This window comes from Caballeronia sp. INML3B (assembly GCF_023631305.1).
Classification (GTDB): domain Bacteria; phylum Pseudomonadota; class Gammaproteobacteria; order Burkholderiales; family Burkholderiaceae; genus Caballeronia; species Caballeronia turbans.
In genome coordinates, this window is sequence record NZ_JALQDI010000042.1 from 33795 (window position 1) to 59711 (window position 25917).

A 25917-nucleotide genomic window follows, 5' to 3' on the forward strand; every position below is an offset into this window, starting at 1 on the left:
GTTTCAGGCGATGCCGCCGTTCGCGCGCAGCACTTGCCCGTTGACCCAACCGGCATCCGGCCCGACGAGAAACGCGACGACCGACGCGATATCGTCCGGCTGACCGAGTCTTTCCAGCGGCGCCATCTTCGAGAACGTGGCGATCTGTTCGTCGGTCTTGCCGTCGAGGAAGAGCGACGTCGCCACCGGCCCCGGCGCGACCGCGTTCACCGTGATGCCGCGCCCGCGCAATTCCTTCGCGAACACATGCGTGAACGATTCGACCGCGGCCTTCGTCGCGTTGTAGATCGCATAGCCCGGCATGTTGAGCGCGAGCGTCGTGCTCGAAAAATTGACGATACGCCCGCCGCCGTTCATGCGCGCCGCCGCTTCGCGAAGCGTGTTGAACGTGCCGCGCACGTTGATGCCGAAGGTCTTGTCGTAGAGCGCGTCGCTCGTGTCGGCGAGTGGCGTGGTCGTCAGCACGCCGGCGTTGTTGATCAGCGCGTCGACCGGGCCGAGTTCCGCTTCGACGGTCTCGAACATACGGCGCACGTCGTCGGGTCTGGCAACATCCGCCTTCACCGCGATCGATGCGCTGCCTGCTTCGCGCAATTCGGCAACGAGCGCATCCGCTTCCTTCGCGCTCGCCGCATAGTTCACCGCAACCGCGAAGCCGTCGCGTGCGAGACGCCGTGCGATCTGCGCGCCGATGCCGCGCGACGCACCCGTGACGATGGCAACGCGCTTCGAATCGATCTGATTCATGATGTGCTCCCAAAGTAAGCTGTTCGATGGCAAGCATGATGAATCATTCCGTTTCCGCGATCATCGCGTGTGGCTTAGTATCATCGTTCCAGTTGCTTCAACAATCTCGAGCCCATGGATCGATTCCAGGAAATGCAGGTATTCGTGCGTATCGCGGAGCGGCACAGCTTCACGCAGGCCGCCGACGATTTGCAGATACCGCGTGCCACCGTCACCAATCTGATGAAGCGCATGGAAGAGCGGCTCGGCGCGCGCCTGCTCGAACGCACGACGCGCACGGTGCGCCTCACGCATGATGGCGAAGAGCACTATCGGCGTTGCGTGCGTCTGATCGCGGATCTCGAAGAAGCGGAAGGCTCGTTCAGACATGCGGAGCCGAAGGGCATGTTGCGTGTGAATCTGCAAGGCACGCTCGCGCGGCACTTCGTCATGCCGGGACTGCCTGCGTTTCTCGAACGGCATAAGCAGATCGAACTGCACATCGGAGAGGACGACAGACTCGTCGATCTCGTGCGCGAAGGCGTCGACTGCGTTTTGCGCGCGGGCACGTTGCAGGATTCGTCGATGATCGGCCGGCGCGTCGCGCTGCTCGAACAGGTGACCGTCGCGAGTCCCGCGTATCTCGCGCGTGAAGGCGTGCCGGACGATCTCGCAGCGCTCGCGTCGCATCGCGCGGTGAATTTCGTGTCGAGTGCGACGGGCCGCGCGCTGCCGCTGGAATTCACCGTCGATGAGCGTATCGAGACCATCGAATTGAGAGCGGCGATGTCGGTGTCGGGCGTCGAACTTTATACGCAAGCGGCTATCGCGGGGCTCGGCATCGTTCAGGTGCCGCGCTATCACATCGACGATGCGCTCGCCCATGGCCGCCTGCAAGTCGTGCTCCCAGACCTTGCCCCTCCACCGATGCCGGTCTCCGTGCTCTATCCGCATAACCGTCAGCTCTCCGCGCGCGTACGGGTTTTCGCGGATTGGTTGGGCGAGATCTTCGCTCCATTCAACGTGCGCGGCTGATCAAAACCGCGAAAGCAAAAGAGGCCAGCATCCCGATGAAGGGAAGCTGGCCTCTTTTTCATCGCGCTTCGATTTCGCCAACGAAACCGAAGCCACAACGCCGGCTGACGAAACTTAAGCCGCGGCGTCCTTCAGCTTCTTCAGCGCGCGCGCCTTGATGCGAACGCTTGCCGGCTTGGCCGGGAACCAGCGCTCCTCACCCGTGAACGGGTCCTTGCCGAAGCGCTTCTTCTTAGCCGGCACGGCTTGCGCGGAGATCTTCAGCAGACCCGACAGCGTGAATTCGCCAGCGCCCTTCTTGTGGATCGAACCGAGGATGGTGTCTTCCAGCGCGACCAGCACGGCCTTCACCGCCTTCAGGTCGACGGCGGCGCGGTCTGCAAGGTGCGTCGCGAGCGATGCCTTCGTGAACGTATCCTTGATCGGCGAGGGAGCGCCCGTGGTCTTCTTCGCGGCTACTTTCTTCGCGGCAACCTTCGGTGCTGCAGCTTTCTTCGCCGGTGCGGCGGCGGTCTTCGCCGTGGCCTTCTTGGCCGGGACCTTCTTTGCAGCGGTTTTAGCGGAAGTCGGCATGTTTCTCCTACCTGTTTTTTGGTCAGTGATATTCGAATACGTTCGCACCGATGCGTTCGTATCACGCCGGATTCTACATAGGCCAAGCGAGTTCGTGCGAGTCTTTTGCGCTTTTGTATCGTTTTTATAGGGGTTTTTCGTGGCGCGGCGCTGACACGTGCGTCATGAAGGCATCGTTTGCGATGTGCTTCGCTGCGTTTGCGTTGCACACGTCATGCGTTTTAGCGCTGCATGGACGATGCAAACGCACGATGCGCGATATGCGCGATGAGCGGATAGTGATCGGAAGCGATGCGCGACAGCCGTGTGCGATGCACGTCGACACGCATGAGGCGCTCGCCCGGATGCACCCAGATGCGATCGAGCGCGAAGAGCGGATAGCGCGTCGGAAAGGTGCGCAACGCACTCGCGCGATGAAAGTGCGTGACGAGACGCCGCAATGTCCGGCCATACACGAACCATTCGTTCAGATCGCCGAGCAGGATCACGGGCAGCGCGGGGGTATCGAAGTTCTGCAACACCAGCTCCACTTGCGCACGCCTTTCGCTGGATGCAAGTCCGAGATGCGTCGCGACTACACGCCATAGTTCGCCGCCGCAGTCGATGTCGGCGTCGAGCGCGCCGCGCGGCTCGCGGCTTCTGAACGACAGATCGAGTGTACGCACCGCGCGCACCGGATAGCGGGTGAGCACCGCGTTGCCGTAACGGCGCTCGGGCGTGTCGAGCGTCGGGCCGGCGACAGCATGCAGGTTCGTCATGCGTTGCAGCACATCGAGCACATCGGGTGAGCCGTTGCCGCCGAGCGGCACTTCCTGCAACGCGAAGATGTCCGCATCGATCTCGGCGAGCACCTCGCCGATGCGCTCCGGCGCGAACTTGCCGTCGATGCCTATCGCGCCATGCAAGTTATACGTCGCGATACGCAACTCGCGAGCGCGGGTGTCGGCCAGGTCTTCGTTTTCTATTCCGGCTTCGTGCATCAGCGTCATTGGTTGATCTCATCGGGACGCTCGTTTCTCGACGATGCGCGCGCCGCCGCATCGCGCGGCATGGTGCCGTTCTCGCGCAGTTCGCTCGCGCGTCTGGCCTCGTCGCTTGCGCGCGGCTTGTCGGCATCGCCCGGCGCGCCTTCGTGCGTTTCCTGACGATCCGCGCGGCCGAGAAAGCGCTGCAACAGCAGCGACACGCCGATCAAGGTCGCGCCGATGCCGATCAGCACCGCGAACGAGCCGATCGTCGGCCGATGCAACGAAGCGACGAGCTGATGCGCGAACGCAACCGTCAGAAAGATGCCCGGCCCCATGCCGAGCATCGTGCCGATCATGAAATCGCGCATGCGGATATGCGATGCGCCCGCGACGAGATTGACGATCGAAAACGGCGCGACCGGCAAGAGCCGCAACACGACGACCGCGACGATGCCGCGCTTCGCGACGCGTTCGGACAGCCGGTTCACGCGCGCGCCCGCCAGCTTGCGCACCGCATCGCGCCCGAGCCAGTTGCCGAGCGAATACGAAATGGCGGCCGCGGCCATCGTGCCCAAGAACGCGTACATGCCGCCCCATGACGCGCCGAAGACGATGCCCGTAGCCGCGATGAGCAGCGTGATCGGCACCGAGACGACCGCGGCGACGACATAGCAGAGGACGATCCACAGCGGCGCGAACGGCGACGCGTCGATATGGCGCGTCGCGTTCGTGAGCGACTTCAGGTTCGCGTAATCGCCGAGCGGCGTCCAGTGCCACAGCGCCGCGAAGAGCACGATCATCAGCGCGAACCCGCCGAGCAGCGCAAAGCGTCCGATGAGCGGGCGCGTCCGCTCCGCGGGCACGAACTGATCGACGAGTTCGTCGGCGGCGATCGGCGTTTCGGGATCGATCAGCGCTTCGGGCGGAATCAGTTGATCGAGTTCGGGCGATACTTGCGGGTCGAGCGGCACCAGCGTGCGATGCGCGTCGCGCTCGCGCAGCAGCGCCTGAATCGCGGCGTTCATGCCGCCGCGTGCGTCGCGCTCGCGCACGATATCCGCGATCTCGCAGCCGAGATGCTCCGCGAGCAGCGTGTCGCGCATCGTCGCGATCGCGCGGCGGATGCGCGCGTCGGCGCCCGCGTCGATCGACACGTTGCACTCGCTGTCGAGCACCATCGAGCGATTGTTCAGGTTGGCCGAGCCGACGATCAGCAATTCATCGTCGACGATCATCAGCTTGCTGTGCACGTTGACGATCTGGTCGCCCAGATTCGGCACGCTCGGGCACAGCAGGCGATAGCGGCCGTGCGTATCGGCACGCTTGAGCAGCGTATGCAGGCGCGCACGCAGCACGCCCATCGTCACTTCCTGCAGCCAGCCACTCTGATTGCGCGGCACGACGATGGCAAGATCGGGGCCATCGTCGCGCGCGAGCGAATCGGCGAGCGCCGCGCCGACGGTGCCCGATGTGAAGTACTGGTTCTCGATATAGATGCTGCGCCGCGCCCGCGCGATGGCGTCGAGATACTGCGTGCGAATCTGCTGCACCGGTGGGCGGCCGAGATAGTCGGGCTCGGTGAGGGAGATGGCGATATCGACGTCCTCGAGATCGACACGTCGCGAAGGCGGCCACGGGTCCTGGGCAAGCGCGGCGCGATGCGCGCGGATCGCGAGTCGCTTGTCGCATGCGCGCGTCCATCGTTCGCGTGCGAGCAGGCCGATCTCGCGCGCGGCGTCGCCGTCGAACATCGTGTGGACGTCGTGGAACGGCTGATACGCCGCGCCGTTCGCATCGCGGCGCAGCGGCTCGTCCGGGGCGTGCGCGGTGGTATCCCAGCGCGAGCGCGTGAGATCGAGACCGCCGACGAACGCAAGGCGATCGTCGATCACGACGATCTTCTGATGCTGCGAGCCGCCGAGCGGATGCTTGCCGTCCATCTGGAACGCGATGCGCCGGTTCGTGCGCCAGCCCATCTTGTAGACCGGCAGCCACTCGCGCTCGAATGCATAGAGCATCGCGAAATCCCACGCGAGTATGTAGATGCGCAGCCGCCGCTTGTCGCCAGCAAGCGCGTGGAGAAAATCGCCGAGCGCTTCGGGATAGCCGTCGTCGGCGCCTTCGGGCGTGAGCTTCATGCGGCTGTCGATGTCCCAGCCGAGGATGAACACCGTGCGTTCGGCGCGCGTGAGCGCCTCGCGCAGCACGCGAAAATAATCCGCGCCGTCGATGAGCAGGCTGAAGCGATCTGCGTGACGCACGCTCGCGCAATTGCGTCCCGGCTGGAAAAACGGCTCGTCGTGGTTTGCGTGGGTCATCTGCTGTTTACAGCACTCCCGGCGAAATGACTTTCGTTTTGCAAGCACCATGCCCGCCGCGCGACGCGGTGATACGCTTCGTTGCATTTGCCGATTCCGGAGCGACCTGCGCGATGAACGATAACGAAGTCACCCATCAGGACGACGAGCGCGCAGGACTCGTTGCGCTCGCGGCGGCATCGGTCGTCGTGGGCGCGGCGACGGGCGCGATCGGCGTGCTCTTTCGCTTCGCCCTCGAACGCGCCGATACATGGCGCAACGCGTTCGTTGCGTGGGCGCACGCGGGACACGATGCGGCGATCGTGCTCGTCGTGCTCGCTGCATCGGCCGCCGCCGCGCTCGCCGCGTGGCTCGTCGCGCGCTACGCGCCGATGGCGAGCGGCAGCGGCATTCCCCATGTCGAAGCGGTGCTGCACGGCAAAGTGCCGCCCGCGCCGCTCGTGCTCGTTCCGATCAAGTTCGTGGGCGGCGTGCTCGCCATTGGCGCGGGGCTCGCGCTCGGCCGCGAAGGCCCGACGGTGCAGATGGGCGCATCGATCGCGCATGCCGTCGGCAGGTTCTTCAGGCGCAACGTGGGCGATTGCCGGGTGCTGCTCGCGGCCGGCGCGGGCGCCGGGCTTGCGACCGCATTCAATGCGCCGATCGCGGGCGCCGTATTCGTGCTCGAAGAACTGACGCGCCGTTTCGATACCCGCACGGCGGTCGCGGCGCTCGGCGCATCGGCGAGCGCGATCGCAATGGCGCGTCTGCTGCATGGCGACTTCCCCGACTTTCACGTCCCGCCGCAACCATTCCCCGGCTTCGAAATGAGCGGCGCGCATCTCGTGCTCGGCGCGCTGCTGGGACTGCTGGGCGCGGCGTATAGCCGTCTCATCGTCTGGACGCTCGACGCCGCCGAATCGGTCGCGCCGTCCGGCTCGGTGAAGCACGCGACCATGCGCGCGGCGACGATCGGCGCGGCGGTCGGTCTGCTCGCCTGGTTCGCGCCGGACCTCGCCGGCGGCGGCGACGCGCTGACCGAGCGCGCGCTTCTCGGCACCGGCACCCTGGCGGGCGTGACGGCGATGTTCGCGTTGCGCTTCATACTCGGCCCGGTGTCGTACGCGGCGGGCGCACCCGGCGGCATCTTCGCGCCGATGCTCGTGCTCGGTGCGCAGACGGGCCTTCTGTTCGGCCGCGTCTGTCTCGACTGGTTCCCCGGCATGGCACCCGCCGCCGGCGACACGAGCACGTTCGCGGTGGTCGGCATGGCGGCTTTCTTCGTCGCGGTGGTGCGCGCGCCGGTCACGGGCATCGTGCTCGTCACCGAGATGACGGCGAGCTTCACCCTGCTCCTGCCGATGCTCACCGCCTGCTTCACCGCGATGGTCGTGCCGATGCTCCTGCGCGTGCCGCCGATCTACGATTCGCTCGGCGAGCGTGCCGCGACCAGACGCTAGCGCCCGCGTCCTGCATGCGCGGGACGGTTGCGGTAGTCTCGTCGATGAACGTTCGTTGCGCCGCGTTTCACGCACGAAGCGCGGCGCCTTCCGACTTCATTAACGAGGACAGGCAATGGAATATCGACATCTCGGTGCTTCGGGCTTCAAGGTTCCAGTATTGAGCTTCGGGACCGGCACCTTTGGCGGCAAGGGCGAATTCTTTCAGGCATGGGGCGAAACCGACGTGAGCGAGGCGCGCAAGCTCGTCGACATCTGTCTCGATGCGGGCGTCACGATGTTCGACACCGCGGACATCTACTCGCGCGGCGCATCGGAATCGATACTCGGCGAAGCGCTCAAGGGCCGGCGCGACAAGGTCATCGTCTCGACCAAGGCCACGTTCCGTTTCGACCAGGACGATCCGAACGCGGTCGGATCGTCGCGCTTTCATCTCATCCAGGCAGTGAACGCGGCGCTCCAGCGCCTGCAGACGGATTACATCGACGTGTTCCAGTTGCACGGCTTCGATGCGAAGACGCCTGTCGAGGAAACGCTTTCCACACTCGACGATCTCGTGCGCGCGGGCAAGATCCGCTATACGGGCGTGTCGAATTTCTCGGGCTGGCATCTACAGAAATCGCTCGACGTGGCGGACCGCTACGGCTATCCGCGCTATGTCGCGAATCAGACGTATTACTCGCTCATCGGCCGCGATTACGAATGGGAGCTGATGCCACTCGGGCTCGATCAGGGCGTCGGTGCGATCGTGTGGAGCCCGCTCGGATGGGGACGGCTCACCGGCAAGATCCGTCGCGGCCAGCCGCTGCCCGCGACGAGCCGCCTGCACAAGACCGCCGACATGGGCCCGCCGGTGCCGGACGAGTACCTGTATCGCGTCGTCGATGCGCTCGACGCCATCGCCGAGGAAACCGGCAAGACCGTCCCGCAGATCGCGCTCAACTGGCTGCTGCAACGTCCGACGGTGGCGACGGTGCTCATCGGCGCGCGCAATGAAGAGCAACTGCGTCAGAACCTCGGCGCGGTCGGGTGGAATCTGACTGCCGAGCAGGTGAAGAAACTGGATGAGGCGAGCACGGTGCGGCCGGCGTACCCGTATTGGCATCAGCAAGGATTCGCGGAACGCAATCCGTTCCCGGTGTAAGGCTTAAGTCTGCGCGTGGCGGGTGCCGCCCGCCACATTCAGAATCCGTACCGGGAGGCTTCCGTAAATCTGTATCGGTACTGTACCGGACACGTCCCGTACACTTGGCGCCATCGAGCCTGAAACCACCGGAGCGCGCCATGCCGACCGAACTCATGAATGCCCTGCCCGCCGCCGCGCTGTTCGCGCTGGTGACGACAATCACGCCCGGCCCCAACAACACGATGCTCCTCGCCTCGGGCGTCAATTTCGGCCTGAAGCGAACGGTGCCGCATGTGCTCGGCATCAGCGCCGGCATGGCGATTCTCATGATCGCGGTCGGTCTCGGGCTCGCGCAGGCGTTCGAGCATGTGCCGTGGCTCTATACCGTGCTGGAAGCGGCGAGCGTCGCGTATCTGCTGTATCTGGCATGGAAGATCGGCACGTCGTCGTCGGTGCAGATGCGCGATGGGCAGGGCCGCCCGATGCGCTTTCACGAAGCGATCGCGTTCCAGTGGATCAATCCCAAGGCGTGGATGATGGTGCTCACGGCCGCGACGACCATCCATCTGCACGCGAGCCTCTCGCTGAATGCGGCGCTGATGGCGCTGGTGCTGGTTGTGATCGGGCTGCCGTGCATCACGATGTGGGCCGCGTTCGGCATGTCGCTGCGGCGTTTTCTTGCGAATCCGCGCTCGCTGCGCGTCTTCAACATCACGATGGCCGTGCTGCTGGTGCTGTCGCTGTATCCGATCGTCGCCCATTTGTTCGATTGATGCGTGAGGAGAAACGCGCGCCGCATGAAAAGCGCGCGCGCTCTTTGCCTCGACGCCTGTCGGGTGCATACTGGACTCACGCGCCGGCACGCAAAATCTGCCGTCCCGCTTGCAAGTTTGGGACTGCGTTTCTTCTCGCCAGCATCGTCTGTCCACCTTGCCGCCCGACCGGTCCTTAAGCGATCCTTTAAGGCGGCGTTTTCAGCCCGGCGCGTACATGCCTTGCTAGTCCGTTGGTTCGCGCCGAATCGTCGGCGCGGCTTTGAAATCTGTCCAAGGAGTACGCCATGTCTGGAGCCAATCGCCCATCCGGTCCCGCCACGCGCAAATCCCTCGACCTGGCCGATCAGATCGAACGCGATGAACTGGAGAACAACCTGCCGGATGCGCTAAACGGCGTCGACGATGAAGATGACGCCGAAGATTCCGACTCCGATCGCACAGCAGGCCGTTAGCCTCGACAGCCGGGCCCATCGCGCCAATGAGGACGCGATCCGCAACGCCGCAATGTTTCCCGTTGCGGCGTTTTTGCATCTGAGCGCCTTCGATACGCTGGGCACGCCTGTTGCTTTGAACGATGCGCGGTAAGAACCTGATGAGCGAAAGCAGCGGCATCGACCCGCCTGCGAATCGACCGATCAACCGAACCCCACGGGAGGGCTCCATGCTCCGTTACGCTGTCATCTTCTTCATCATCGCGATCATCGCGGCCGTCTTCGGCTTCGGCGGGATCGCAACGGGCGCGGCGGAAATCGCCAAGATCCTGTTCTTCATCTTCATCGTGATCTTTCTGGCGACGTTGCTGCTTGGCGTGTTCAGGCGATGACGCTGGGTGTGTAGTGGGCGTTGCAAAAAGCGAAACGCGCGGGCTCTTTTGAGGCCGCGCGTTTCGCGTCTATGCGGGTTCCGAGACAGCGCTTTATGTTAGTCAGAAACCAGCAAATGCCCCTACGTTTCGCGTAACGTGTGATGAAGTCCCAGACGGACTCCCCGTACATCACGCCCTGCTCCATCTTCTCCTGCGCGCCTTCCAGATGGAACTCGATATCGAAAGCATCGAAGTTCTTCGATCCACCAGCAACTGCGTCACCATCTCCTGAAAGGTGACGTCCTTGTACACGTCTGAACGATGCACGCGCTTGCAAAGCGCGGCAAATCTGGGCTCGATGCGGAGTTTATAGGTCGCCTCCTCGCGGCTCGCGCTGATGCGTTTAAAGCATGTGACGATGCCATTGAAGGTGGCGGCCTCGTGATCGACAGGCTCGATGTAGTTCACCGACGGCACGGCCACGCGCTCGTCGATCTGCAAACCTGCGCGCCGTCCTACGCACAGCTTGCCGTCGATATCGAGTTGCGGCGAGGTCACGGTCACCTCCACCGTGTAGTCATCGCATAGCCCCGCTTTGACCTTGAACTTGAGCACGTCAAGGCCGAGATCGAGCGTGCCGATCCATATGCTCAGATGCTGGGTGAGCCGCGCGCTCGGACGGCTCAGTGCATCAGTTAGATTTTTTGTGACAGCATTCATATGCATACCTATCTTGTTGAATGAAACGATGTCTTATCGTTCGTTCAAGCTTCGCATTGGAATTTAGGATTGCAACGAAAGGCTGTCAATTAACACGTCATATCAACGACGGCAAATAAGATTACTCTTACGAGTGGGGGAAAGCGGTCACCTGCGCGTTGCGTTTAGCTTTAGCACGCTCAACGATCCGCTGCGACCACCGCTATCGGCGATGCTGTTGGAATTGCCTTCGATCTCGATGAACTGTGCCTCATCGACTGCCGTAATCGGCAACGCCTACATGAGCACGAGCGAATTGAGCGTGCCGCCCTGCCGCCTAGGGTGTCATGTGCGTTGAATCGGTCGCTCACCACGACGCAATATGCCGCCGCGCGTTTTTGCATGCCTCTACGCGCCGCAAATCACGTAATCACCACCCGATTTTTCCCATCCCTTTTCGCCCGATAAAGCGCGAGATCCGCCGCTTCCACGAGCTGCTTGGACGCATCGTCCTGCATGGCGATCTGAGTCGCACCGCCGATGCTGATCGTCACGCGCCCGCTCGCGGAACCCGCGTGCGGCACGTCGAGCGCCTCCACCGCGATGCGTATCTTCTCGCCAAGCAACCGCAATCCCGGCGCCGATGTCGACAACAACACCACCGCGAACTCCTCGCCGCCGAAACGCGCGGCCAGGTCCGTTGGGCTGTTGAGGCTCGTCTCGATCGTATGCGCGACGAGCTTCAATACATCGTCGCCAGCGACGTGTCCATACGTATCGTTGTACGACTTGAAGTTATCGACATCGATCATCAGGAAGCCGATGGCCGCATGCTCGCGTGCCGCACGCCGCCATTCGGCGTTCAGATAATCATCGAGACGGCGACGATTCGACAGCCCCGTCAGCCCGTCCGAATGCGTCAGCCGCTGCAATTCCAGATTCGTTTCGAGCAGCTTCTGCTGCGACTGACGCAGCGCGCGATACGCCTCGTCGCGCTGCAACAGGTTCTGATACGAACGCGAGTGATAGCGCACCCGCGCGACGAGCTCGATCGTATCGGGCAGCTTCACGAGGTAATCGTTCGCGCCCGCCGCGAACGCCGCGCTCTTGATCCGCGGCTCTTCCTTCGTCGAGAGCACGATGATCGGAATGTCGCGCGTCGCGGGATGCTCGCGGTACTGACGCACGAGCGTCAAGCCATCGACGCCGGGCATCACGAGGTCTTGCAGAATCACCGTCGGCCGCGTTTCCTGCGCGGTGCGCAGCGCCTCTTCCGGATTGGCGCAGTAATGCAGATCGACGTTCGTCTCTTCCGCGAGCGCACGGCGCAGCGCCTCCGCGATGATCGCCTGATCGTCCACGAGCAAAACCATCACCGGCAACTCGGCCGCGGGCGGCGCGTTCAATGCGGCTGCGAGCAAATCGGACACGGCGCGCTCGTCCACCATCGCACGCGAACCCGCGCGCCCGATGCTCGGCGTTCCTGCCGCCGCGGCCCGTTTCGCACGCTCGGCCAGCGGATCGGGATGAGGAAGTTTCATGAACGTGTCCTTGATTGATTGCTTATCGGTTGGTTCGTGGCGCTATCAGTAAAATGCCCTGGCGATTGCGTCGGCGATGCGCGGCAGCGGCAATATCGACGCCGCCGCGTTGAGCGCGGCCGCGGCCTTCGGCATGCCGTACACCGCGCTCGTCGCCTCGTCCTGCGCGATCGTGTGATAGCCCTTCGCGCGCATCGCCTTCAGGCCGATCGCGCCGTCGCGGCCCATGCCCGTCAGCAGCACGCCGATCGCGCGGCCGGTCCAGCGCTCGGTCACGCTCTGAAAAAACACATCGACGGAAGGCCGGTAAGGCAGCTGCTCGGGATGCGCGGTGTAACCGAGGCGTAAAGCATCGGCGAAATGGAGATGATCGTTGGTCGCAGCGAGCAGCACTTCGCCCGGCACCGGTTTGTCGCCCTCGCGCGCGACGCGCACGGGCAGCACCGATTGCGCATGGAGCCACTGCGCCATGCCTTCCGCGAACGCGCGATCCACATGCTGCACGATGACGATCGCCGCAGCGAAGTCCTTCGGCAACGCGCCGAGCACCGTTGCGAGCGCGGACGGGCCGCCCGCCGACGCGCCGATCGCAACGAGTCGCGCATGGCTTTTCGGCATGCTCATCGCGCTGACGGACGAGGCACCCGACGACGCGAGCCGGGCGCCGATCTGATCGATCTTCGCAATCAATGCCGCCGCGCCGCGACGCGCATCGGCGCCGGAGAGCGCGGGCGTATCGACGGCATCGAGCGCGCCCGCGCCCATCGCTTCGTACACGCGCCACGCGTTCGCGCCGACATCCACGGTGACGACGAGAATCGCGCACGGCGAACGCGCCATGATGGTCCGCGACGCCTGCACGCCATCGACGTTCGGCATCACGAGATCCATCAGCACGACATCGGGCGTGTGGGCCGCGCAATAGTCGACCGCCTGCCGACCGTCGTGCGCGACCCACGCGATCTCGAAGTCGGGCCGCGCCGCGAGCGCGCGCCGCAGCGCTTCCACCGCGAGCGGAACGTCGTTGACGATGCCGATCTTCATGATTTCGCCTCGCCTATGAGATCGCGCACCGCCTCGATGAGCGCCTGATCGTGGAAACTGCCTTTCGCGAGGTAATAATCCGCGCCCGCATCGAGGCCGCGCTGACGGTCTTCCGCGCGATCCTTGTACGACACGATCATCACCGGCAGGCCGGAAAGCTGCGCATCGCGCTTGATGAGCGTGACGAGCTCGATGCCATCGAGACGCGGCATGTCGATATCGGTGATGACGAGGTCGAAGCGTTCGCCACGCACCGCATTCCAGCCGTCCATGCCATCTACCGCGACGGACACGTCGTAGCCGCGCGAGGCGAGCAGCTTGCGCTCCAGCTCGCGCACGGTGAGCGAATCGTCGACGACGAGCACGCGCTTTGCGCTCGTCACGCTCGAGCGTGCCGCGTTCGGGCCCACGCGCCCGAGTTCGCCGCTGCCAACGAGCTTTTCGACCGAGCGCAGCCAGTCGTCCAGATCGGCGATGAGCAGCGGGTCGCCGTTCTCCATCAGCGCGCCCGCCGCGATGTTGCGCACCTTGCCGAGCCGCTTGTCGAGCGGCTGCACGACCAGCATGCGCTCGCCCAGAAATCGATCGATGACGATGCCGTAGCTCGCCGCGCCCTGCCCGATCACGACGACGTTGAGCGCATCGCTCGCCGCTTCGAATGCGGCGGTCTGCAAGATCTGATGCGCGGTGACGAGGCCGACGCGCTTTCCGTCGAACGAGAAGTGCTGCTGGCCTTCGAGCGTGTCGATAGCGCTCGCGGGCAGCACGAGCGTGCGCGCGACATGCGCGAGCGGCAGGCCGTAAGGCTCGCCCGCCACCTCGACGATCAGGCTGCGGATCACCGACAGCGTGAGGGGCAATTGCAACGTGAAGCGCGTGCCCGCGTGCACGTCCTGCGTCACGCGCACACTGCCGCGCACCTGCCGCACGACGTCCTGCACCGCATCGAGGCCGACGCCGCGCCCGGATACATCCGTGACCGCATCGCGCATCGAGAAGCCGGGCAGGAAAAGAAATTCGAGCAGCTCGGCTTCGGTGAGACGCGCGGCAGTGTCCTCGTTCGCGAGATTCTTGCGCACGACCGCGCGACGCAGCGCATCGAGATCGACGCCCGCGCCATCGTCGGATACGCTGATGAAGAGCGAACCCGCGCTATGGCGCGCTTCGAGCGTGATCGTGCCGGTGTCGGGCTTGCCGAGCGCGCGCCTGAGCGCGGGTTGCTCGATGCCGTGATCGACCGCGTTGCGCAACAGATGGCCGAGCGGCGCGTCGAGCAGATCGAGAATGTCGCGATCGACCTGCGTCGTTTCGCCGGCGATCTCGAGCCGCACGTCCTTGCCGAGCCCGCGCGCGACATCGCGCACCATGCGCGCGAAGCCGCCGGTCGCATCGACGAAAGGACGCATGCGGCACGCGAGCGCTTCGTCGTAGATCTGCTGCGCGAGATGCGTCGAGCGGCGATCGAAGTTTTCGAGTTCCGCCAGGCGCTCGCTCAATTGACGATGTGCTTCGGCCGTCAGGCGCCGCACTTCGTCGAGCGCGGCATGCGCGCGTGCGTCGAGTTGCGTCGCGTTCGTCTCGGTGAGCGTTTCGTGCAGACGTTCGAGCGCGCGGCTCGCGTCGTGCTGAATGCGCTTCACGCGCAGCATCGATTGCGAAAACGGCTTCAGCCAGCGCGATTCGACGAGCGATTCGCCCGAGTGGCTCAACAGGCGGTCGAGCGTGTCGGCACGCATGCGCAGCATGCGCGCTTCATTCGTGCGCGAAGGCGTCTGGACCAGCTCGGGCGCATTGTCGAGCGTAAGTTCTTGCGAAAGATCCAGCGCAACGTGGCTCGAAAGCGGCGCTTCGGCCACTTGCGTGCCTTCGAGACGCGCGTTGAGCGCATCGACGAACGCATCCACGTCGCGTTCGAGCGCCGTTTGCGCATCGATGTCGCGCGCCTCGCCGATCTGCACGATGAGATCGACGCCGCGCAGCAGCATGTCGATATAGCCTGCGTCGAGCACGACGCGCCCGTCCTGCGCGGCGACGAAGCAATCCTCCATCACATGCGCGAGCGTCACGCCGACCGGCACGCCGACCACGCGCGCAGCGCCTTTCAGCGAATGCGCGGCGCGCATGCTCGCTTCGAGCGTGACGGGATCGCGCGGTGCGCGTTCGAGCGCGATGAGGCCATCGGAGAGAATCTGCGCCTGCGCGCGCGCTTCTTCCTGAAAGAGTTCGAGCAACGACGAGCGGCCGGGATCGATGCTCGTCATGTGAGACTCCGGTTCATGCTGTCGATGAGACGATCGGCGTCGAGCAGGCCGACGGTCGCGTCCTTGAACGCGGCCACCGCATGCGCATGCGACGCCACGCGCTGCGCGAGCGTCGCGGGCACGGGCTGAAGCTGGGCGCTCGTGAAACGATGCACGCCGTCGACGGCATCGACGGGAAAAGCGATCGGACCTTCATGATCGCCGTTCGCATGATCGCGGCCTTGCGCGCGCTGGATGACGAGCAGACGGCCGAGCTCGCGCGCATCGAGCGTCCGGTTATGCGATACGTCGTTCACAGCGCGTTCTTCGATGCCGAAGAGCCGCGCAAGCGAGGCGCACACGATCAGTCGGCCACGCACGTTGACGATGCCGAGCACCGCGCGATGCCGCCGATGCGGCAGCGAATGCACCGGACGCAGTTGAGCGACTTGCGCGCAAACGGTCGTCGGCAAGCCGAGCCATTCGCCGCCGATGCGAAACACGAGACACGAATGCGCGCCGGTCTGGCCGACGCTCTGCGTCTCGTTCGACGAAACCGCGCTCGTCTGTTCGATCGACGTGCGTGCTTCCACGCGATCGAGCACGCGCGCGGCCGCTTCGTCGTGAATCGGGCAATTGCGGCAATGCACGTAGCGTTCGAGCTTCGGACACGACGCATCGCCGCGCACGCCGATGCGGTTCCAGCAATCGTCGATATCGATCGCGATATGGGTGTCGCGTGCGTTCATCGCGCGCTCCCGGTGACGCGCCCGGCGCGTGCGAGCAAGAGGCGCGCGCCGCTTTCATCGCCGTCGAGCGAGAGGCAAGCGGCCAGATGCGCGAGCGCTTCGGGATGCGCGGGTTCGAGATACAGCGCGCGACGATAATGACCGCGCGCTGCCTGATGCTCGCCACGCGCATCCGCGATCACGCCGAGCAGATAGTACGCATCCGCGTTCGATGGATTCACGCGCAGATACGCATGCGCCGCGTTCGCCGCGGCTTCGAGCTGTCCGGCATCGGCGAGTTCGCGCGCATGCGTGAGGCTGATCGCGGGCTCGGGCCGAACGCGCGCGTCTTCGCGCGCCCCGGGAACCGGCACCGGCACCGCACGAACCGGGGGCGGCGCGCTGGCCCATGCGGGCAGGACGAACGCGGACTTCATGGGCGGCGGCGTCTTCACGGCGGGCAGGCTCGGCCACGCCGCATCGAAGACGCTGACATGCTCGCGCTCGGCCCGGTTGAACGCGAACGCGAGCGGAATGTTCGAGGAGCTCATGCCCTCGCGCATCAGAAGACCCGTCTCCGCCGGACCCACGAATAAGGTGCCGCCATGCGCGAGCAGTGCATCGAGCACACGGAAAACCGCGGACTGTGTGTCGCGGTCGAAATAGATGAGCACGTTGCGGCACAGAATGAAATCGAACTGCTCGAACGCGTGCGTGTCGAGTTGCAGAAGATTCGCTTGCGAGAAGCGCACGGTCTGCGCGACGGCGGGATCGAGTTGCCAGCCGCCATCGGCTGCGCGGAAGTGACGGTCGCGAAAATCGAGCGCGCGCTGGCGAAACGCGTTGCGCCCGTAGTGCGCGCGGCGCGCGACGGCAAGCGCGCGTTCGCTCACGTCGATCGCGTCGATCGAGAAGCGCTCGGCGGGGATGCCCGCTTCGATCAGCGCGATCGCAACGGTATAGGCTTCCTCGCCGGTCGAGCACGGCGCGCTCAGCACGCGCACCGGCTTCGCGGGCCGCTCGTGCAGACGCACGCGCGCAAGACGCGCGAGCGCGGCGAAGGCTTCGGGATCGCGAAAGTACCATGTCTCCGGCACGACGACCGCTTCGATCAGTTCCTGCATGTGCGCGGCATCTTGCGTCACCGCGCGATAGTAGTCGTCCAGTGTGCCGCCGTGCTCGTCTCGCCACAGGGTGTAACGCTCGCGCACCGCACGCGACACCGCGTTCGCGCCGATCGATTCGGCATCGAGCCCGATCGTGCGATGCAGCAGGTCGATGAATCGGCCCATGCCGAACGGCTCGTCATGACGGGCATCGGCGAATGATGTCGGCAGCGCGCTCATGCGTCGCTCCCGGCGAAAAGCAGCGCCTGCACGTCGTCGGGCAACAGATGCTCGATGCGCACCCATTGCAGCAGCCCCGCTTCGTCGCGCGTGAGCGGGCCGAGATAGCGCGCGTGCGGCGTGTCGATGCCCGCATCGCTGAACGAAGCGGCATCGAATGTGACGGTGCGCGTCGCCTGTTCGAGCAGAAGACCGAGCCGATGAAGCGTCGTCACGCCGTCGTCGCCGCAACGCGGATACGCGACGAGCGCGAGCCGCGTCGAAAGCCTTTCCTGCGATGCGCGCCCGAGCGCAAGCGCCGCGATATCGATGACGGGCACGCTCGCGCCTTCGTAATCGAGCACGCCCGCGACCCAGGCGGGCGCGCCCGGCAACGCCTTCAGCGGCGCGAGCGGCAGCATGCGTTCGACGTGCGCGCTGTCGAGCAGATAGCGGTCGGACCCGAGCGTGAACTGGACGAAGAGCATCGCGGCGCGCCTCAATGGAACGTCAAGCCGCCACCTTGAAGCGCGACACGCCCGTGCGCAGGCCGTTCGCGACATGCGTGAGATCGTCGATCGCCTGCGTCGACTGGCGCAGCGATTCGGCCGTCTGCTGCGCGGCTTCGGACAGTTGCGACAGCGCCTGCGAGATCTGGTCCGCGCCGGTGGCCTGCGTCTGCATGCCTTCGTTGATCATCGAGAAGCGCGGCGCGAGCGTCTGTACCTGATGGATGATCTGCGAAAGCTGACCGCCGACTTGCTGCACATCGAGCATGCCGCGGCGCACTTCCTCGGAGAACTTGTCCATGCCCATCACGCCTGCCGCGACGGCGGACTGGATCTCCTTCACCATCTGTTCGATGTCGAACGTGGCGACGGCCGTCTGATCCGCGAGACGGCGAATCTCGGTCGCGACGACCGCGAAGCCGCGCCCATACTCGCCCGCCTTCTCCGCCTCGATCGCCGCGTTCAGCGAGAGCAAGTTGGTCTGATCCGCGACTTTCGTGATGGTCGCGACGACCTGATTGATATTGCCCGCCTTTTCGTTGAGGATCGCGAGCTTGCCGTTCACCGAGCCCGCCGCTTCCATCACGAGGCGCATGGTTTCCTCCATGCGCGTGAGTCCCGCCTGACCCGTGCCCGCGAGCGCCGCCGATTGCTCCGCCACGCCCGACACTTCGTTCATCGTGCGCACGAGGTCGCGCGCCGTGGCGAAAATCTCGCGCGAGGTCGCGCCGATTTCCGTCGTCGTCGCGGCCGTCTCGCTCGCGGTGGCCTGCTGCTCGCGCGCGGTCGCCGCGATCTCAGATACCGATGTCGTCACCTGCACAGCCGATTTCTGCGCCTGGCCGACAAGACCCGTGAGCTCGTCGGTCATGCGATTGAAGCCCGCTTCCAGCGTGCCGAATTCGTCGCGGCGCGCGAGCGCGAGCCGCTGCGTGAGGTCGCCGGTGCGCATCTTGTCCACCACATCGACCATGCGCAGCATCGGCACCGTCAGCGCCTTCATCAGCATGAAGCCGAGCACCGCTGCCGCCGCAATCGCAATGAGCATGATGACGATGAGCGTCGCTTCCGACTTCTGCACCGAGCCGCGAATGCTTTCCACGGATTTCGCGTTGAAGCTCTCGTTATGGTCGACGAGCGCGCGCGTCGCGGTCTGTCCTGCTTCCCATACCGGCGCGAGACGCGTGTTGAAGGTCGCGGCGGCCGCGTCCTTCGAGCTCGCGAGTTCGCGCAGCGTCTCGTCCTGAACCGGAAGGTAAAGGTCGCGCTGGCGCTTGAAATCGTTGAAGAGGCGCCGGTCATCTTCTTCGAAGATGGTAGGCACGTAGGTGTCCATCAGCTTGTCGATCGTGGCGCGCGTTTCGGCGAGACGCTGCGTATCGCGGCGCACCTGTTCGGCGTCCTTGTCGATGAAGACGAGCCGCTGCGTGATCGCGTAGTTCTCGAACCATGTCGCGCGCAGATCGCTGGAAAGCGAGACGCCGAGCATCGAATCGTCTTCGAGACTCTTGGCTTCGCGATCGATTCCGCCAAGCAGCGTGTACGACAGTGCCGCCATGACGAGCATCAGTGAAAGAATGATGCCGAAGCTGGCCAGAATGCGATGCCGAATGGACAGTTGCTTCACGCGATGAGCCCCATCAGTGATAAAGACGATTGCCGCGCCGCGCACAACCGCGAGTCGCCTCGACGATGAGGCGCCTCAATTTGCAGGAAGAATTCGTGCGCGTGAAAGCCGCGCTCCCAGACCGTGTTTACGGCCGCTTGTGGCTGCGCTTGAGTTCGGCGTGTCGAGGCGAATCATTTCACCGTGTTTCAGTACGGTGAAGGCGTCTGCGGGCAGGCCGGCGCGGCGCACGGCGTCGGCGAGCCGGCGTGGCGGTTCGTCGAGCGGCTCGTCGGTCAGTTCGAATGAACCCCAGTGAATGCCGATCGCCTTCTTCGCGTGGACGTCCTGGAAAACACGCACCGCTTCCTCGGGATCGACGTGCTGCGCGTGCATGAACCAGCGCGGATCGTAGGCGCCGATCGGAATCAGCGCGAGATCGAAACCGCCGAACCGCGCGCCGATATCGCGAAAGTCCGGCGAATAGCCCGTGTCGCCCGCGAAGTAAAACGAGTACGGATGCGCCGCGCCTGCCGGCGTCTTCACGACCCAGCCGCCCCACAGGGTTTCCGCGCGGTCGAACGGCGTGCGCGCCGACCAGTGCTGGCTCGGCACGAACCAGATATTCAGCCCGGCAGCGTGCGTCTCGTCGCTCCAGTCGAGTTCTTCGACGTTCGTCACGCCGATGTCCTTCATCCACTGCCTGATCCCGAGCGGCACGAGAAAGCGCGGAGGGCCGCCCGGTTGCCGGTTGAGCGCTTCGATACTCGGCTTGTCGAGATGATCGTAGTGATTGTGCGAAATCAGCACGATGTCGATGTGCGGCAGCTCGTTCAGCGTGAGGCCGGGCGGCGTCTTGCGCTTCGGGCCCGCGAACGAGAACGGCGATGCGCGCTCGGAGAACACCGGATCGGTGAGGATGTTCACGCCGTCGATCTGTACCAGCGCGCTCGCATGGCCGATCCACGTGAGCGTATCGGCGGTGCGGTTGGCCTTGAGCCACGCGATGTCGGGATGCGCCATCGGAAAGTGATAGCCGTTCGCGGGCGGTTTCGGCAAGCCATGCGTGAAGCGCTCCCAGCGCCACTTCAGAAACGATTCGCGCGGCAGATGACCATAATCGTTTTCGAAGCCGGACGCGGTGCGCTTCGCGTGGTGCAGCGCTTGCGGCTGTTGCGATTCCGGTGCATGCGCGGATTCATCACTGCGCGCGGTTGCGCCCGACGAGCAGCCCGCGATCAAAGCGAATACAGCCGACCAAAAGTAGGACATAAGACGCATGTTTTGATGGATTGCTTGCCGCACACGGCGCTGAATTGTATGAAATGCATGCGCGATCGTCTTTACACGCTTTTTTCTCCGTTCCCAGCAGGATGCGTGCTGCGCCGTTATATAAGGCGCGAAACGAAGTTCGCCGGTCGAAGTGGACCGTCGGCCCGCTTCTTGCGTAAGTCGACCCCATCGCCTAAGAAAAGGCGCATTCGAAGAATCACTCGCGGCGCGCACGCAATTCCAATGCCGTCGCCGCATGCCGAGCCAGAGACGGGGGTTTCATGGGCAGCAGTCAAAGAAAAAACGCCGCAAGCACGTTCAATCCGCAACTGCATACGATGCACGCGATGCTGGTATCGCGCACGGCATCGCATGTCGCGAGCGCGATGCAGCCCGAGGGCCGCAACGACGCGCTCGCGGAAGGCATCGCCGAGGTAATCGCCCATTGCGGGCATGCGGGACTCGGCCTCTTTCTCGCGGCAGTCTGGCACTGGCTCGATGAACGCGACTATGACGAAGCCGCAGATGCCGTGCAGCATTGCATCGAAAGCGGCACGATGCCGACCGTCAGGGCGACGCCGAAGGTGACGCGGCGTCGCGATGCGCGCATCTGAAACGCATTACGTCATGCGTCACGTGCCGAACCAGCCCGCATCGACGTAATAGTCGCGCGCGGTGCAGCGTGCCGCGTCGTCCGATGCGAGAAACAGCACCATGCGGGCGATGTGTTCCGGGTCGATCCGCTCGTGCAGGCATTGCTGCGCGAGCAGTTTCGCCCCGCTTTCGGGCGATTGCCACAGCTTCGTCTGACGCGGCGTGCGCACGGCGCCGGGAATCACCGTGTTCACGCGGATGCCATGCTCGCCGAGTTCGCGCGCGAGCCCGCGCGTGAGTCCTTCGATCGCGGCCTTCGCGGTCATGTAGAGCGTGAGATCGGGCAACGCGAGATGCCACGAAATCGAGCCCATATTGACGATCGCGCCGTGCTTCTGCGTGCGCATGCGCTCTGCCGCGGCCTGCGCGCAGAAAAACTGATGCCGCAGATTGACGGCCATGCGCTCGTCCCAGTACGCGCTGCTCACGTTGTCCCACTGATGGCGGTCGTCGTTCGCGGCGTTGTTGACCAGCACGTCGATTGAACCGGCTTCGCTGGCGATGTCGTCGAAGGCCTTTTCGATGGCGGCCGTGTCGCGCAGATCGCAATGCAGAAACGTCGGCGCATGCTTCTCGCTCGCGAGGGCCTGTTCGAGTTGCCGCGAATCGGCCTCGGCGACATCGATGAAGAACACGCGCGCGCCCTGCTTCGCGAACGCCTCGACGATCGCCGCGCCGATGCCGCTGCCGCCGCCCGTCACGACGACGCGCTTGTCCGCAAGACTCGGGTAGATGGCGTAGGACATGGCGGCTCGCTCAGTGTGAATGGCGCGGATTGCCGCGCGTTTCGATCACCTTCAGATACAGGGTCGCGGGTTCGAGACAGCCGCCCGTCGACAACTGTCCTACCGTTTGTCGATACAACTCCTGCCACGGCGTCTGCGCGACCGGCGCGGCGAATGCGGATTGCGCGCGGCGGCTTTCGAGCTCGGCTTCGTCCAGCAGCACGTTCACGCTGCGCGCGTTCAGATCGACGCGAATCCTGTCGTTCGTGCGCAGGAGCGCGAGACCGCCGCCCACCGCCGCTTCGGGTGACATGTTGAGAATCGACGGGCTCGCGGACGTCCCGCTCTGGCGTCCGTCTCCCATGCAGGGCAGCGAATCGATGCCGCGCTTGATCAGTTCGGCGGGCGGCGCCATGTTCACGACTTCCGCGCTGCCCGGATAACCCACCGTGCCGCAGCCGCGAATCACGAGGATGCAATGTTCGTCGATGTCGAGCGACGGATCGTTGATGCGCGCGTGGTAATCCTCGGGGCCATCGAAGACGATTGCGCGCGCCTCGAAAGCGTTTTCCGCACCGGGCTCGCTCAAGTACGTCTTTCTGAACGCATCGCCGACGACCGAAATCTTCATGATCGCGCTATCGAAGAAATTGCCCGACAGGACCATGAAGCCCGCGCCGTGTTTCAGCGGATCGTCCGTGGTGCGGATGACTTCATTGTCGGCGGCCGGCGCATCGTTCGCGATCTCGCCGATCGTGCGGCCCGACACGGTCAGGCAATCGCGTCTGATGAGTCCCGCCTTGTCGAGTTGCCGCATGACCGCGGGCACCCCGCCCGAGCGATGAAAGCTCTCGCCGAGATATTCGCCGGCGGGCATGCAGTTCACGATGAGCGGCACCTGTTCGCCATGGCGTTGCCAATCATCGAGACTCAACTCGATGCCTATGTGCCGCGCGATCGCGATCAGATGCGGGGGGCAATTCGTCGATGCGCCGAGCGCTGAGGCGACCACGATTGCGTTGATGAACGCGTCGTGCGTCATGATTTTCGACGGCTTCAGATCCTCGCGCACCATATCGACGATGCGCTTGCCAGTCGCGTACGCCATCTGCCCGCGCTCGCGATATGCGGCGGGAATGCTCGCGCACGTCGGCAGGGACATGCCGAGCGCTTCGGCGAGACTGTTCATCGAAAGCGCGGTGCCCATCGTATTGCAATGGCCGATGGACGGCGACGACGCCGTCGTCAGGCGCATGAAGCCTTCGTAATCGATCTCGCCCGCCGCGAGCAGGTTGCGCGCATGCCAGATCACGGTGCCTGAACCGACGCGCTTGCCTTCGTGCCAGCCGTCGAGCATCGGGCCGCCCGAGAGCACGATCGCGGGCATGTCGACGGTGGCCGCGGCCATCAGGCACGCCGGCGTCGTCTTGTCGCAACCGGTGGTGAGCACGACGCCGTCGAGCGGAAAGCCGTGCAGGATTTCAACCAGACCGAGATAGGCGAGATTGCGATCGAGCGCGGCGGTCGGGCGGCGGCTCTGCTCCGCGAGCGGATGCACGGGGAACTCCATTGGAATGCCACCGGCATCGCGAATGCCTGCCTTCGTTCGCGCGGCGAGTTCGATGTGATGGCGATTGCACGGCGCCAGATCGCTGCCGGTCTGCGCAATGCCGATGATCGGTCGGCCCGATTGCAATTCCTCGCGCGTCAGGCCGTAGTTCATGAAACGCTCGACGTATAGAGCCGTCATGTCGGCGTGCGAGGGATCGTCGAACCATTCCTGGCTGCGCAGTCGCCTGGGATTCTGTTGGGGCATGGGATGTCTCTCTGTTTATATTTACGTTACCGGTAACATTCGACTCAATGTTAGCACGCACTCGGCGCACTGCTTCGGCTCAGGCGCTTTCGCGCGGCACCACGGAATAAGCGACGCGCACGCGCTTGCCGCTCGGCCCGACGATGCCTTGCTCGCGCGCCTCCAGCGCCGCCAGCAAGGTCGCGCCGGTCCGCGAGCCGATCCCGTATGCATCGACGGAAATCGTCGTGATCGATGGCGTGCAGCAGGCGGCTACTTCGAAGTTACCGAAGCCCGCGACGGCGATGTCGTCCGGCACGACGAGGCCGCGCCGGTGACATTCCATTATCGCGCCGAACGCAGACATGTCGCTGACGCACATCACGGCTTGCGTGTCGGGCCAGGTGTCGAGCAATTCGGCCATCGCGGGGCCGCCGTGACTCATCGTGATCGGAGAATCGCCGAGACGAATGATGCGTTCGTCGTCCAGACCGAGCGCCTTCATCTGCGCGCGAAAGCCCTTCAAACGATCCAGGCCGCGACGGTCCAGCTCGCTCGCCCCGCCGAGAAAGCCGATGCGTTCGTGGCCTTTGTCCGCCAGATAGCGCACCATCTCTCTTGCGGCGCTGACGTTGGAGAACCCGACGGCGGCATCGATCGGATCGGACGGCGAATCCCACATCTCCACGACGGGCACGCCGGAGCGGCGCAGCAGCGTGCGCGTCGCTTCCGTATGACGCGAACCGGTCAGCGCGATGCAGCGCGGCTGATGACGCAGCATCGAGCGCACGAGCCGTTCTTCGCGATCCAGATGGTAGTCCGTGTCTCCGATCAGCAATTGCAGGCCGTGCGGCTCGAGCGACGCGGAAAGACCGCGTACGGTGTCCGAAAAGTTGGAACTTGCGAGCGACGGAACCAGCACGGCGACGAACTCCGAGCGTCCGGACGACAAGGCGCCCGCGGCGGCATCGGCGACGTAGCCGAGTTCGTCGATTGCCTTCTGGACGCGAGCGCGCGTCGCCACCGCGACACTGTGGCCGGCGAGCACGCGGGATACGGTCATCTTCGAAACGCCGGCGAGACGCGCGACATCAGACATGCGCGGCGGGCCGGCGGAAGGATCGAAGGACGATGGCGGCATGTGTGATTTCGAAAGCGGGGCCGGCGGCTTCAATCCACCCGCACCCAGCCGTCCTCGCGCTGCTCGAGAATAATGTGCAGCTTCGTTTCACCGGCCTCGCGGTCGGCGGCGGTCACGTCGGGAAAGGCGCGCTTGATGTCACGATCGTCCATCCACGGGGCCACGCTTTCGAGCTTGTAGGTGTACGTGACGTCCGAGCGGTGAGCCGTAGGATCGGGCTCCGTCCAGCCGACGACCTTGTCCAGCTTGACGTGCGCATAGCAAAGCATCCAGGCGCGCGGGTCGCTCGTGGCGTTGGGGTCGCCGGCGGGGCGGTTGGTTTCGACCGCATATTTCTGCCCTTCGCCAGTGAGACCGTACGCGATGCCGTTCTGCTTGGCGTTGGCGTTCGCCGGAGTCGGCGCCGCGCGCGCAATGAGCCCGCTTTTTTCGAGCGCGGCGAGTTGCTCGCGCAGTGCGGCAGCGGAATATTCGTTGAGGTCGCGATTGCTATAGACAGATGGGAACGCGTACGGCCCACGACCACTTCGATTCAGGCATAGCAGGCCGCGATTCGTTTTCATGTCGGCGGAAATCGCAGCGCCCAGGCTGGACTCGCTTGCATCGTTCTTCTTGCCACACGCCGCGACAAGCAACGCGGCGCTGACGGCGGCAATCAACAGGCTCGTTCTCATATGCGCTCCGGGAAGGGTCGGCATGATGGTTACAACCTTTCGACGCCATTCTACCGACTGAAACCGTGCATCGGAGATGGGATGGTGTTGGAACGAACTTTCTTGGAAGAATTCGGTTCCCAAACGCAAAAACCCCACCTTTGCGGGGTGGGGTTTTTGTTTATCGCATGAGGAGCCTGACGATTACCTACTTTCACA

Annotated in this window: 25 protein-coding genes; 8 read left to right on the plus strand and 17 right to left on the minus strand. The window is 64.5% G+C overall.

The genetic code is table 11. From position 1 onward, the window contains the following. Positions 1-3 precede the first annotated feature (3 nt). Positions 4-747, minus strand: a complete 744-nt coding sequence (locus NCS58_RS20060) for an SDR family oxidoreductase (protein WP_250477486.1) — start codon at positions 745-747, stop codon at positions 4-6. Positions 748-861: 114 nt separating this feature from the next. Between NCS58_RS20060 and NCS58_RS20065 the strand changes: the two genes are divergently transcribed. Further along, positions 862-1761: a LysR family transcriptional regulator gene (locus NCS58_RS20065; RefSeq protein WP_061117919.1), complete on the plus strand. Its 900-nt coding sequence runs from the start codon at positions 862-864 to the stop codon at positions 1759-1761. A 114-nt stretch (positions 1762-1875) separates the two neighbouring features. Here the strand turns inward: NCS58_RS20065 and NCS58_RS20070 are convergent, their stop codons facing one another. The 3 genes from NCS58_RS20070 to NCS58_RS20080 all read right to left on the minus strand — a co-directional run bounded on the left by NCS58_RS20070 (position 1876) and on the right by NCS58_RS20080 (position 5620). Next, the gene (locus NCS58_RS20070; protein WP_061117918.1) at positions 1876-2334 is read right to left on the minus strand and encodes an HU family DNA-binding protein; all 459 of its coding nucleotides are present in this window, start codon (positions 2332-2334) and stop codon (positions 1876-1878) included. Between the two features lie 221 nt (positions 2335-2555). Beyond that, a complete protein-coding gene (locus NCS58_RS20075) occupies positions 2556-3323 on the minus strand; it encodes an endonuclease/exonuclease/phosphatase family protein (protein ID WP_061117917.1) in 768 nt (255 codons plus the stop codon). Beyond that, positions 3320-5620 (minus strand): VTT domain-containing protein, encoded by a 2301-nt coding sequence (locus NCS58_RS20080; protein WP_250538866.1) that lies wholly within the window; start codon positions 5618-5620, stop codon positions 3320-3322. Before NCS58_RS20080 ends, NCS58_RS20075 begins: the two co-directional genes overlap by 4 nt. A 113-nt stretch (positions 5621-5733) precedes the next feature. Between NCS58_RS20080 and clcA the strand changes: the two genes are divergently transcribed. From clcA to NCS58_RS20110, 6 genes are all read left to right on the plus strand, one after another. Further along, positions 5734-7059 (plus strand): H(+)/Cl(-) exchange transporter ClcA, encoded by a 1326-nt coding sequence (gene clcA, locus NCS58_RS20085; protein WP_061117915.1) that lies wholly within the window; start codon positions 5734-5736, stop codon positions 7057-7059. A gap of 115 nt (positions 7060-7174) precedes the next feature. Continuing rightward, on the plus strand, positions 7175-8203 hold the full coding sequence (locus NCS58_RS20090) for an aldo/keto reductase (protein ID WP_061117914.1): 1029 nt from the start codon (positions 7175-7177) through the stop codon (positions 8201-8203). Positions 8204-8343: 140 nt separating this feature from the next. After that, the gene (locus NCS58_RS20095; protein WP_061117913.1) at positions 8344-8958 is read left to right on the plus strand and encodes a LysE family translocator; all 615 of its coding nucleotides are present in this window, start codon (positions 8344-8346) and stop codon (positions 8956-8958) included. Positions 8959-9245: 287 nt separating this feature from the next. Beyond that, complete coding sequence (locus tag NCS58_RS20100) at positions 9246-9413, plus strand: hypothetical protein (RefSeq protein ID WP_250477487.1); 168 nt, start codon at positions 9246-9248, stop codon at positions 9411-9413. Then, positions 9364-9546 (plus strand): hypothetical protein, encoded by a 183-nt coding sequence (locus NCS58_RS20105; RefSeq protein WP_143756320.1) that lies wholly within the window; start codon positions 9364-9366, stop codon positions 9544-9546. The genes NCS58_RS20100 and NCS58_RS20105 overlap by 50 nt, the downstream gene beginning before the upstream one ends. Positions 9547-9622: 76 nt before the next feature. After that, entirely contained in the window at positions 9623-9784 is a 162-nt protein-coding gene (locus NCS58_RS20110; protein WP_008352793.1) for a DUF1328 family protein, read from the plus strand. Between the two features lie 171 nt (positions 9785-9955). On the opposite strand, the gene NCS58_RS20115 is transcribed toward NCS58_RS20110, so the two are convergent. The 9 genes from NCS58_RS20115 to NCS58_RS20155 all read right to left on the minus strand — a co-directional run bounded on the left by NCS58_RS20115 (position 9956) and on the right by NCS58_RS20155 (position 20730). Then, positions 9956-10486: a contractile injection system protein, VgrG/Pvc8 family gene (locus NCS58_RS20115; RefSeq protein WP_250477488.1), complete on the minus strand. Its 531-nt coding sequence runs from the start codon at positions 10484-10486 to the stop codon at positions 9956-9958. A 401-nt stretch (positions 10487-10887) separates the two neighbouring features. Continuing rightward, positions 10888-12006 carry a diguanylate cyclase gene (locus NCS58_RS20120; protein WP_284502335.1) on the minus strand — a complete coding sequence of 373 codons (1119 nt, stop codon included), beginning with the start codon at positions 12004-12006 and terminating at the stop codon, positions 10888-10890. Positions 12007-12051: 45 nt separating this feature from the next. Then, complete coding sequence (locus NCS58_RS20125; protein ID WP_061117910.1) at positions 12052-13050, minus strand: chemotaxis response regulator protein-glutamate methylesterase; 999 nt, start codon at positions 13048-13050, stop codon at positions 12052-12054. Beyond that, positions 13047-15311 (minus strand): hybrid sensor histidine kinase/response regulator, encoded by a 2265-nt coding sequence (locus NCS58_RS20130; protein WP_061117909.1) that lies wholly within the window; start codon positions 15309-15311, stop codon positions 13047-13049. Before NCS58_RS20130 ends, NCS58_RS20125 begins: the two co-directional genes overlap by 4 nt. Beyond that, entirely contained in the window at positions 15308-16039 is a 732-nt protein-coding gene (locus tag NCS58_RS20135) for a chemotaxis protein CheW (RefSeq protein ID WP_061117908.1), read from the minus strand. Before NCS58_RS20135 ends, NCS58_RS20130 begins: the two co-directional genes overlap by 4 nt. Continuing rightward, complete coding sequence (locus NCS58_RS20140) at positions 16036-17364, minus strand: protein-glutamate O-methyltransferase CheR (RefSeq protein ID WP_061117907.1); 1329 nt, start codon at positions 17362-17364, stop codon at positions 16036-16038. Before NCS58_RS20140 ends, NCS58_RS20135 begins: the two co-directional genes overlap by 4 nt. Next, positions 17361-17831, minus strand: coding sequence for a chemotaxis protein CheW (locus NCS58_RS20145; protein ID WP_061118124.1), 471 nt, complete (start codon positions 17829-17831; stop codon positions 17361-17363). Before NCS58_RS20145 ends, NCS58_RS20140 begins: the two co-directional genes overlap by 4 nt. Before the next feature lie 22 nt (positions 17832-17853). Next, entirely contained in the window at positions 17854-19479 is a 1626-nt protein-coding gene (locus NCS58_RS20150; RefSeq protein WP_061117906.1) for a methyl-accepting chemotaxis protein, read from the minus strand. A 75-nt stretch (positions 19480-19554) separates the two neighbouring features. Continuing rightward, positions 19555-20730, minus strand: a complete 1176-nt coding sequence (locus NCS58_RS20155) for an MBL fold metallo-hydrolase (RefSeq protein WP_250490487.1) — start codon at positions 20728-20730, stop codon at positions 19555-19557. 281 nt (positions 20731-21011) lie between these two features. Between NCS58_RS20155 and NCS58_RS20160 the strand changes: the two genes are divergently transcribed. After that, positions 21012-21344 carry a hypothetical protein gene (locus tag NCS58_RS20160; protein ID WP_061117905.1) on the plus strand — a complete coding sequence of 111 codons (333 nt, stop codon included), beginning with the start codon at positions 21012-21014 and terminating at the stop codon, positions 21342-21344. Positions 21345-21362: 18 nt separating this feature from the next. Here the strand turns inward: NCS58_RS20160 and NCS58_RS20165 are convergent, their stop codons facing one another. The 4 genes from NCS58_RS20165 to NCS58_RS20180 all read right to left on the minus strand — a co-directional run bounded on the left by NCS58_RS20165 (position 21363) and on the right by NCS58_RS20180 (position 25719). Then, the gene (locus NCS58_RS20165; protein ID WP_061117904.1) at positions 21363-22130 is read right to left on the minus strand and encodes an SDR family NAD(P)-dependent oxidoreductase; all 768 of its coding nucleotides are present in this window, start codon (positions 22128-22130) and stop codon (positions 21363-21365) included. A 10-nt stretch (positions 22131-22140) separates the two neighbouring features. Then, on the minus strand, positions 22141-23925 hold the full coding sequence (locus NCS58_RS20170; protein ID WP_250477490.1) for an IlvD/Edd family dehydratase: 1785 nt from the start codon (positions 23923-23925) through the stop codon (positions 22141-22143). 79 nt (positions 23926-24004) lie between these two features. Continuing rightward, the gene (locus NCS58_RS20175) at positions 24005-25045 is read right to left on the minus strand and encodes a LacI family DNA-binding transcriptional regulator (RefSeq protein WP_061117902.1); all 1041 of its coding nucleotides are present in this window, start codon (positions 25043-25045) and stop codon (positions 24005-24007) included. A gap of 29 nt (positions 25046-25074) precedes the next feature. Then, positions 25075-25719, minus strand: coding sequence for a hypothetical protein (locus NCS58_RS20180; protein WP_061117901.1), 645 nt, complete (start codon positions 25717-25719; stop codon positions 25075-25077). Positions 25720-25917: the final 198 nt, after the last annotated feature.

Excerpts from the sequence above, each read along its gene's own strand:
- NCS58_RS20060 (WP_250477486.1), bottom strand. The coding sequence starts at position 747 with ATGAATCAGATCGATTCGAAGCGCGTTGCCATCGTCACGGGTGCGTCG.
- NCS58_RS20065 (WP_061117919.1), top strand. The coding sequence starts at position 862 with ATGGATCGATTCCAGGAAATGCAGGTATTCGTGCGTATCGCGGAGCGG.
- NCS58_RS20070 (WP_061117918.1), bottom strand. The coding sequence starts at position 2,334 with ATGCCGACTTCCGCTAAAACCGCTGCAAAGAAGGTCCCGGCCAAGAAG.
- NCS58_RS20075 (WP_061117917.1), bottom strand. The coding sequence starts at position 3,323 with ATGACGCTGATGCACGAAGCCGGAATAGAAAACGAAGACCTGGCCGAC.
- NCS58_RS20080 (WP_250538866.1), bottom strand. The coding sequence starts at position 5,620 with ATGACCCACGCAAACCACGACGAGCCGTTTTTCCAGCCGGGACGCAAT.
- clcA (WP_061117915.1), top strand. The coding sequence starts at position 5,734 with ATGAACGATAACGAAGTCACCCATCAGGACGACGAGCGCGCAGGACTC.
- NCS58_RS20090 (WP_061117914.1), top strand. The coding sequence starts at position 7,175 with ATGGAATATCGACATCTCGGTGCTTCGGGCTTCAAGGTTCCAGTATTG.
- NCS58_RS20095 (WP_061117913.1), top strand. The coding sequence starts at position 8,344 with ATGCCGACCGAACTCATGAATGCCCTGCCCGCCGCCGCGCTGTTCGCG.
- NCS58_RS20100 (WP_250477487.1), top strand. The coding sequence starts at position 9,246 with ATGTCTGGAGCCAATCGCCCATCCGGTCCCGCCACGCGCAAATCCCTC.
- NCS58_RS20105 (WP_143756320.1), top strand. The coding sequence starts at position 9,364 with ATGAAGATGACGCCGAAGATTCCGACTCCGATCGCACAGCAGGCCGTT.
- NCS58_RS20110 (WP_008352793.1), top strand. The coding sequence starts at position 9,623 with ATGCTCCGTTACGCTGTCATCTTCTTCATCATCGCGATCATCGCGGCC.
- NCS58_RS20115 (WP_250477488.1), bottom strand. The coding sequence starts at position 10,486 with ATGAATGCTGTCACAAAAAATCTAACTGATGCACTGAGCCGTCCGAGC.
- NCS58_RS20120 (WP_284502335.1), bottom strand. The coding sequence starts at position 12,006 with ATGAAACTTCCTCATCCCGATCCGCTGGCCGAGCGTGCGAAACGGGCC.
- NCS58_RS20125 (WP_061117910.1), bottom strand. The coding sequence starts at position 13,050 with ATGAAGATCGGCATCGTCAACGACGTTCCGCTCGCGGTGGAAGCGCTG.
- NCS58_RS20130 (WP_061117909.1), bottom strand. The coding sequence starts at position 15,311 with ATGACGAGCATCGATCCCGGCCGCTCGTCGTTGCTCGAACTCTTTCAG.
- NCS58_RS20135 (WP_061117908.1), bottom strand. The coding sequence starts at position 16,039 with ATGAACGCACGCGACACCCATATCGCGATCGATATCGACGATTGCTGG.
- NCS58_RS20140 (WP_061117907.1), bottom strand. The coding sequence starts at position 17,364 with ATGAGCGCGCTGCCGACATCATTCGCCGATGCCCGTCATGACGAGCCG.
- NCS58_RS20145 (WP_061118124.1), bottom strand. The coding sequence starts at position 17,831 with ATGCTCTTCGTCCAGTTCACGCTCGGGTCCGACCGCTATCTGCTCGAC.
- NCS58_RS20155 (WP_250490487.1), bottom strand. The coding sequence starts at position 20,730 with ATGTCCTACTTTTGGTCGGCTGTATTCGCTTTGATCGCGGGCTGCTCG.
- NCS58_RS20160 (WP_061117905.1), top strand. The coding sequence starts at position 21,012 with ATGGGCAGCAGTCAAAGAAAAAACGCCGCAAGCACGTTCAATCCGCAA.
- NCS58_RS20165 (WP_061117904.1), bottom strand. The coding sequence starts at position 22,130 with ATGTCCTACGCCATCTACCCGAGTCTTGCGGACAAGCGCGTCGTCGTG.
- NCS58_RS20170 (WP_250477490.1), bottom strand. The coding sequence starts at position 23,925 with ATGCCCCAACAGAATCCCAGGCGACTGCGCAGCCAGGAATGGTTCGAC.
- NCS58_RS20175 (WP_061117902.1), bottom strand. The coding sequence starts at position 25,045 with ATGCCGCCATCGTCCTTCGATCCTTCCGCCGGCCCGCCGCGCATGTCT.
- NCS58_RS20180 (WP_061117901.1), bottom strand. The coding sequence starts at position 25,719 with ATGAGAACGAGCCTGTTGATTGCCGCCGTCAGCGCCGCGTTGCTTGTC.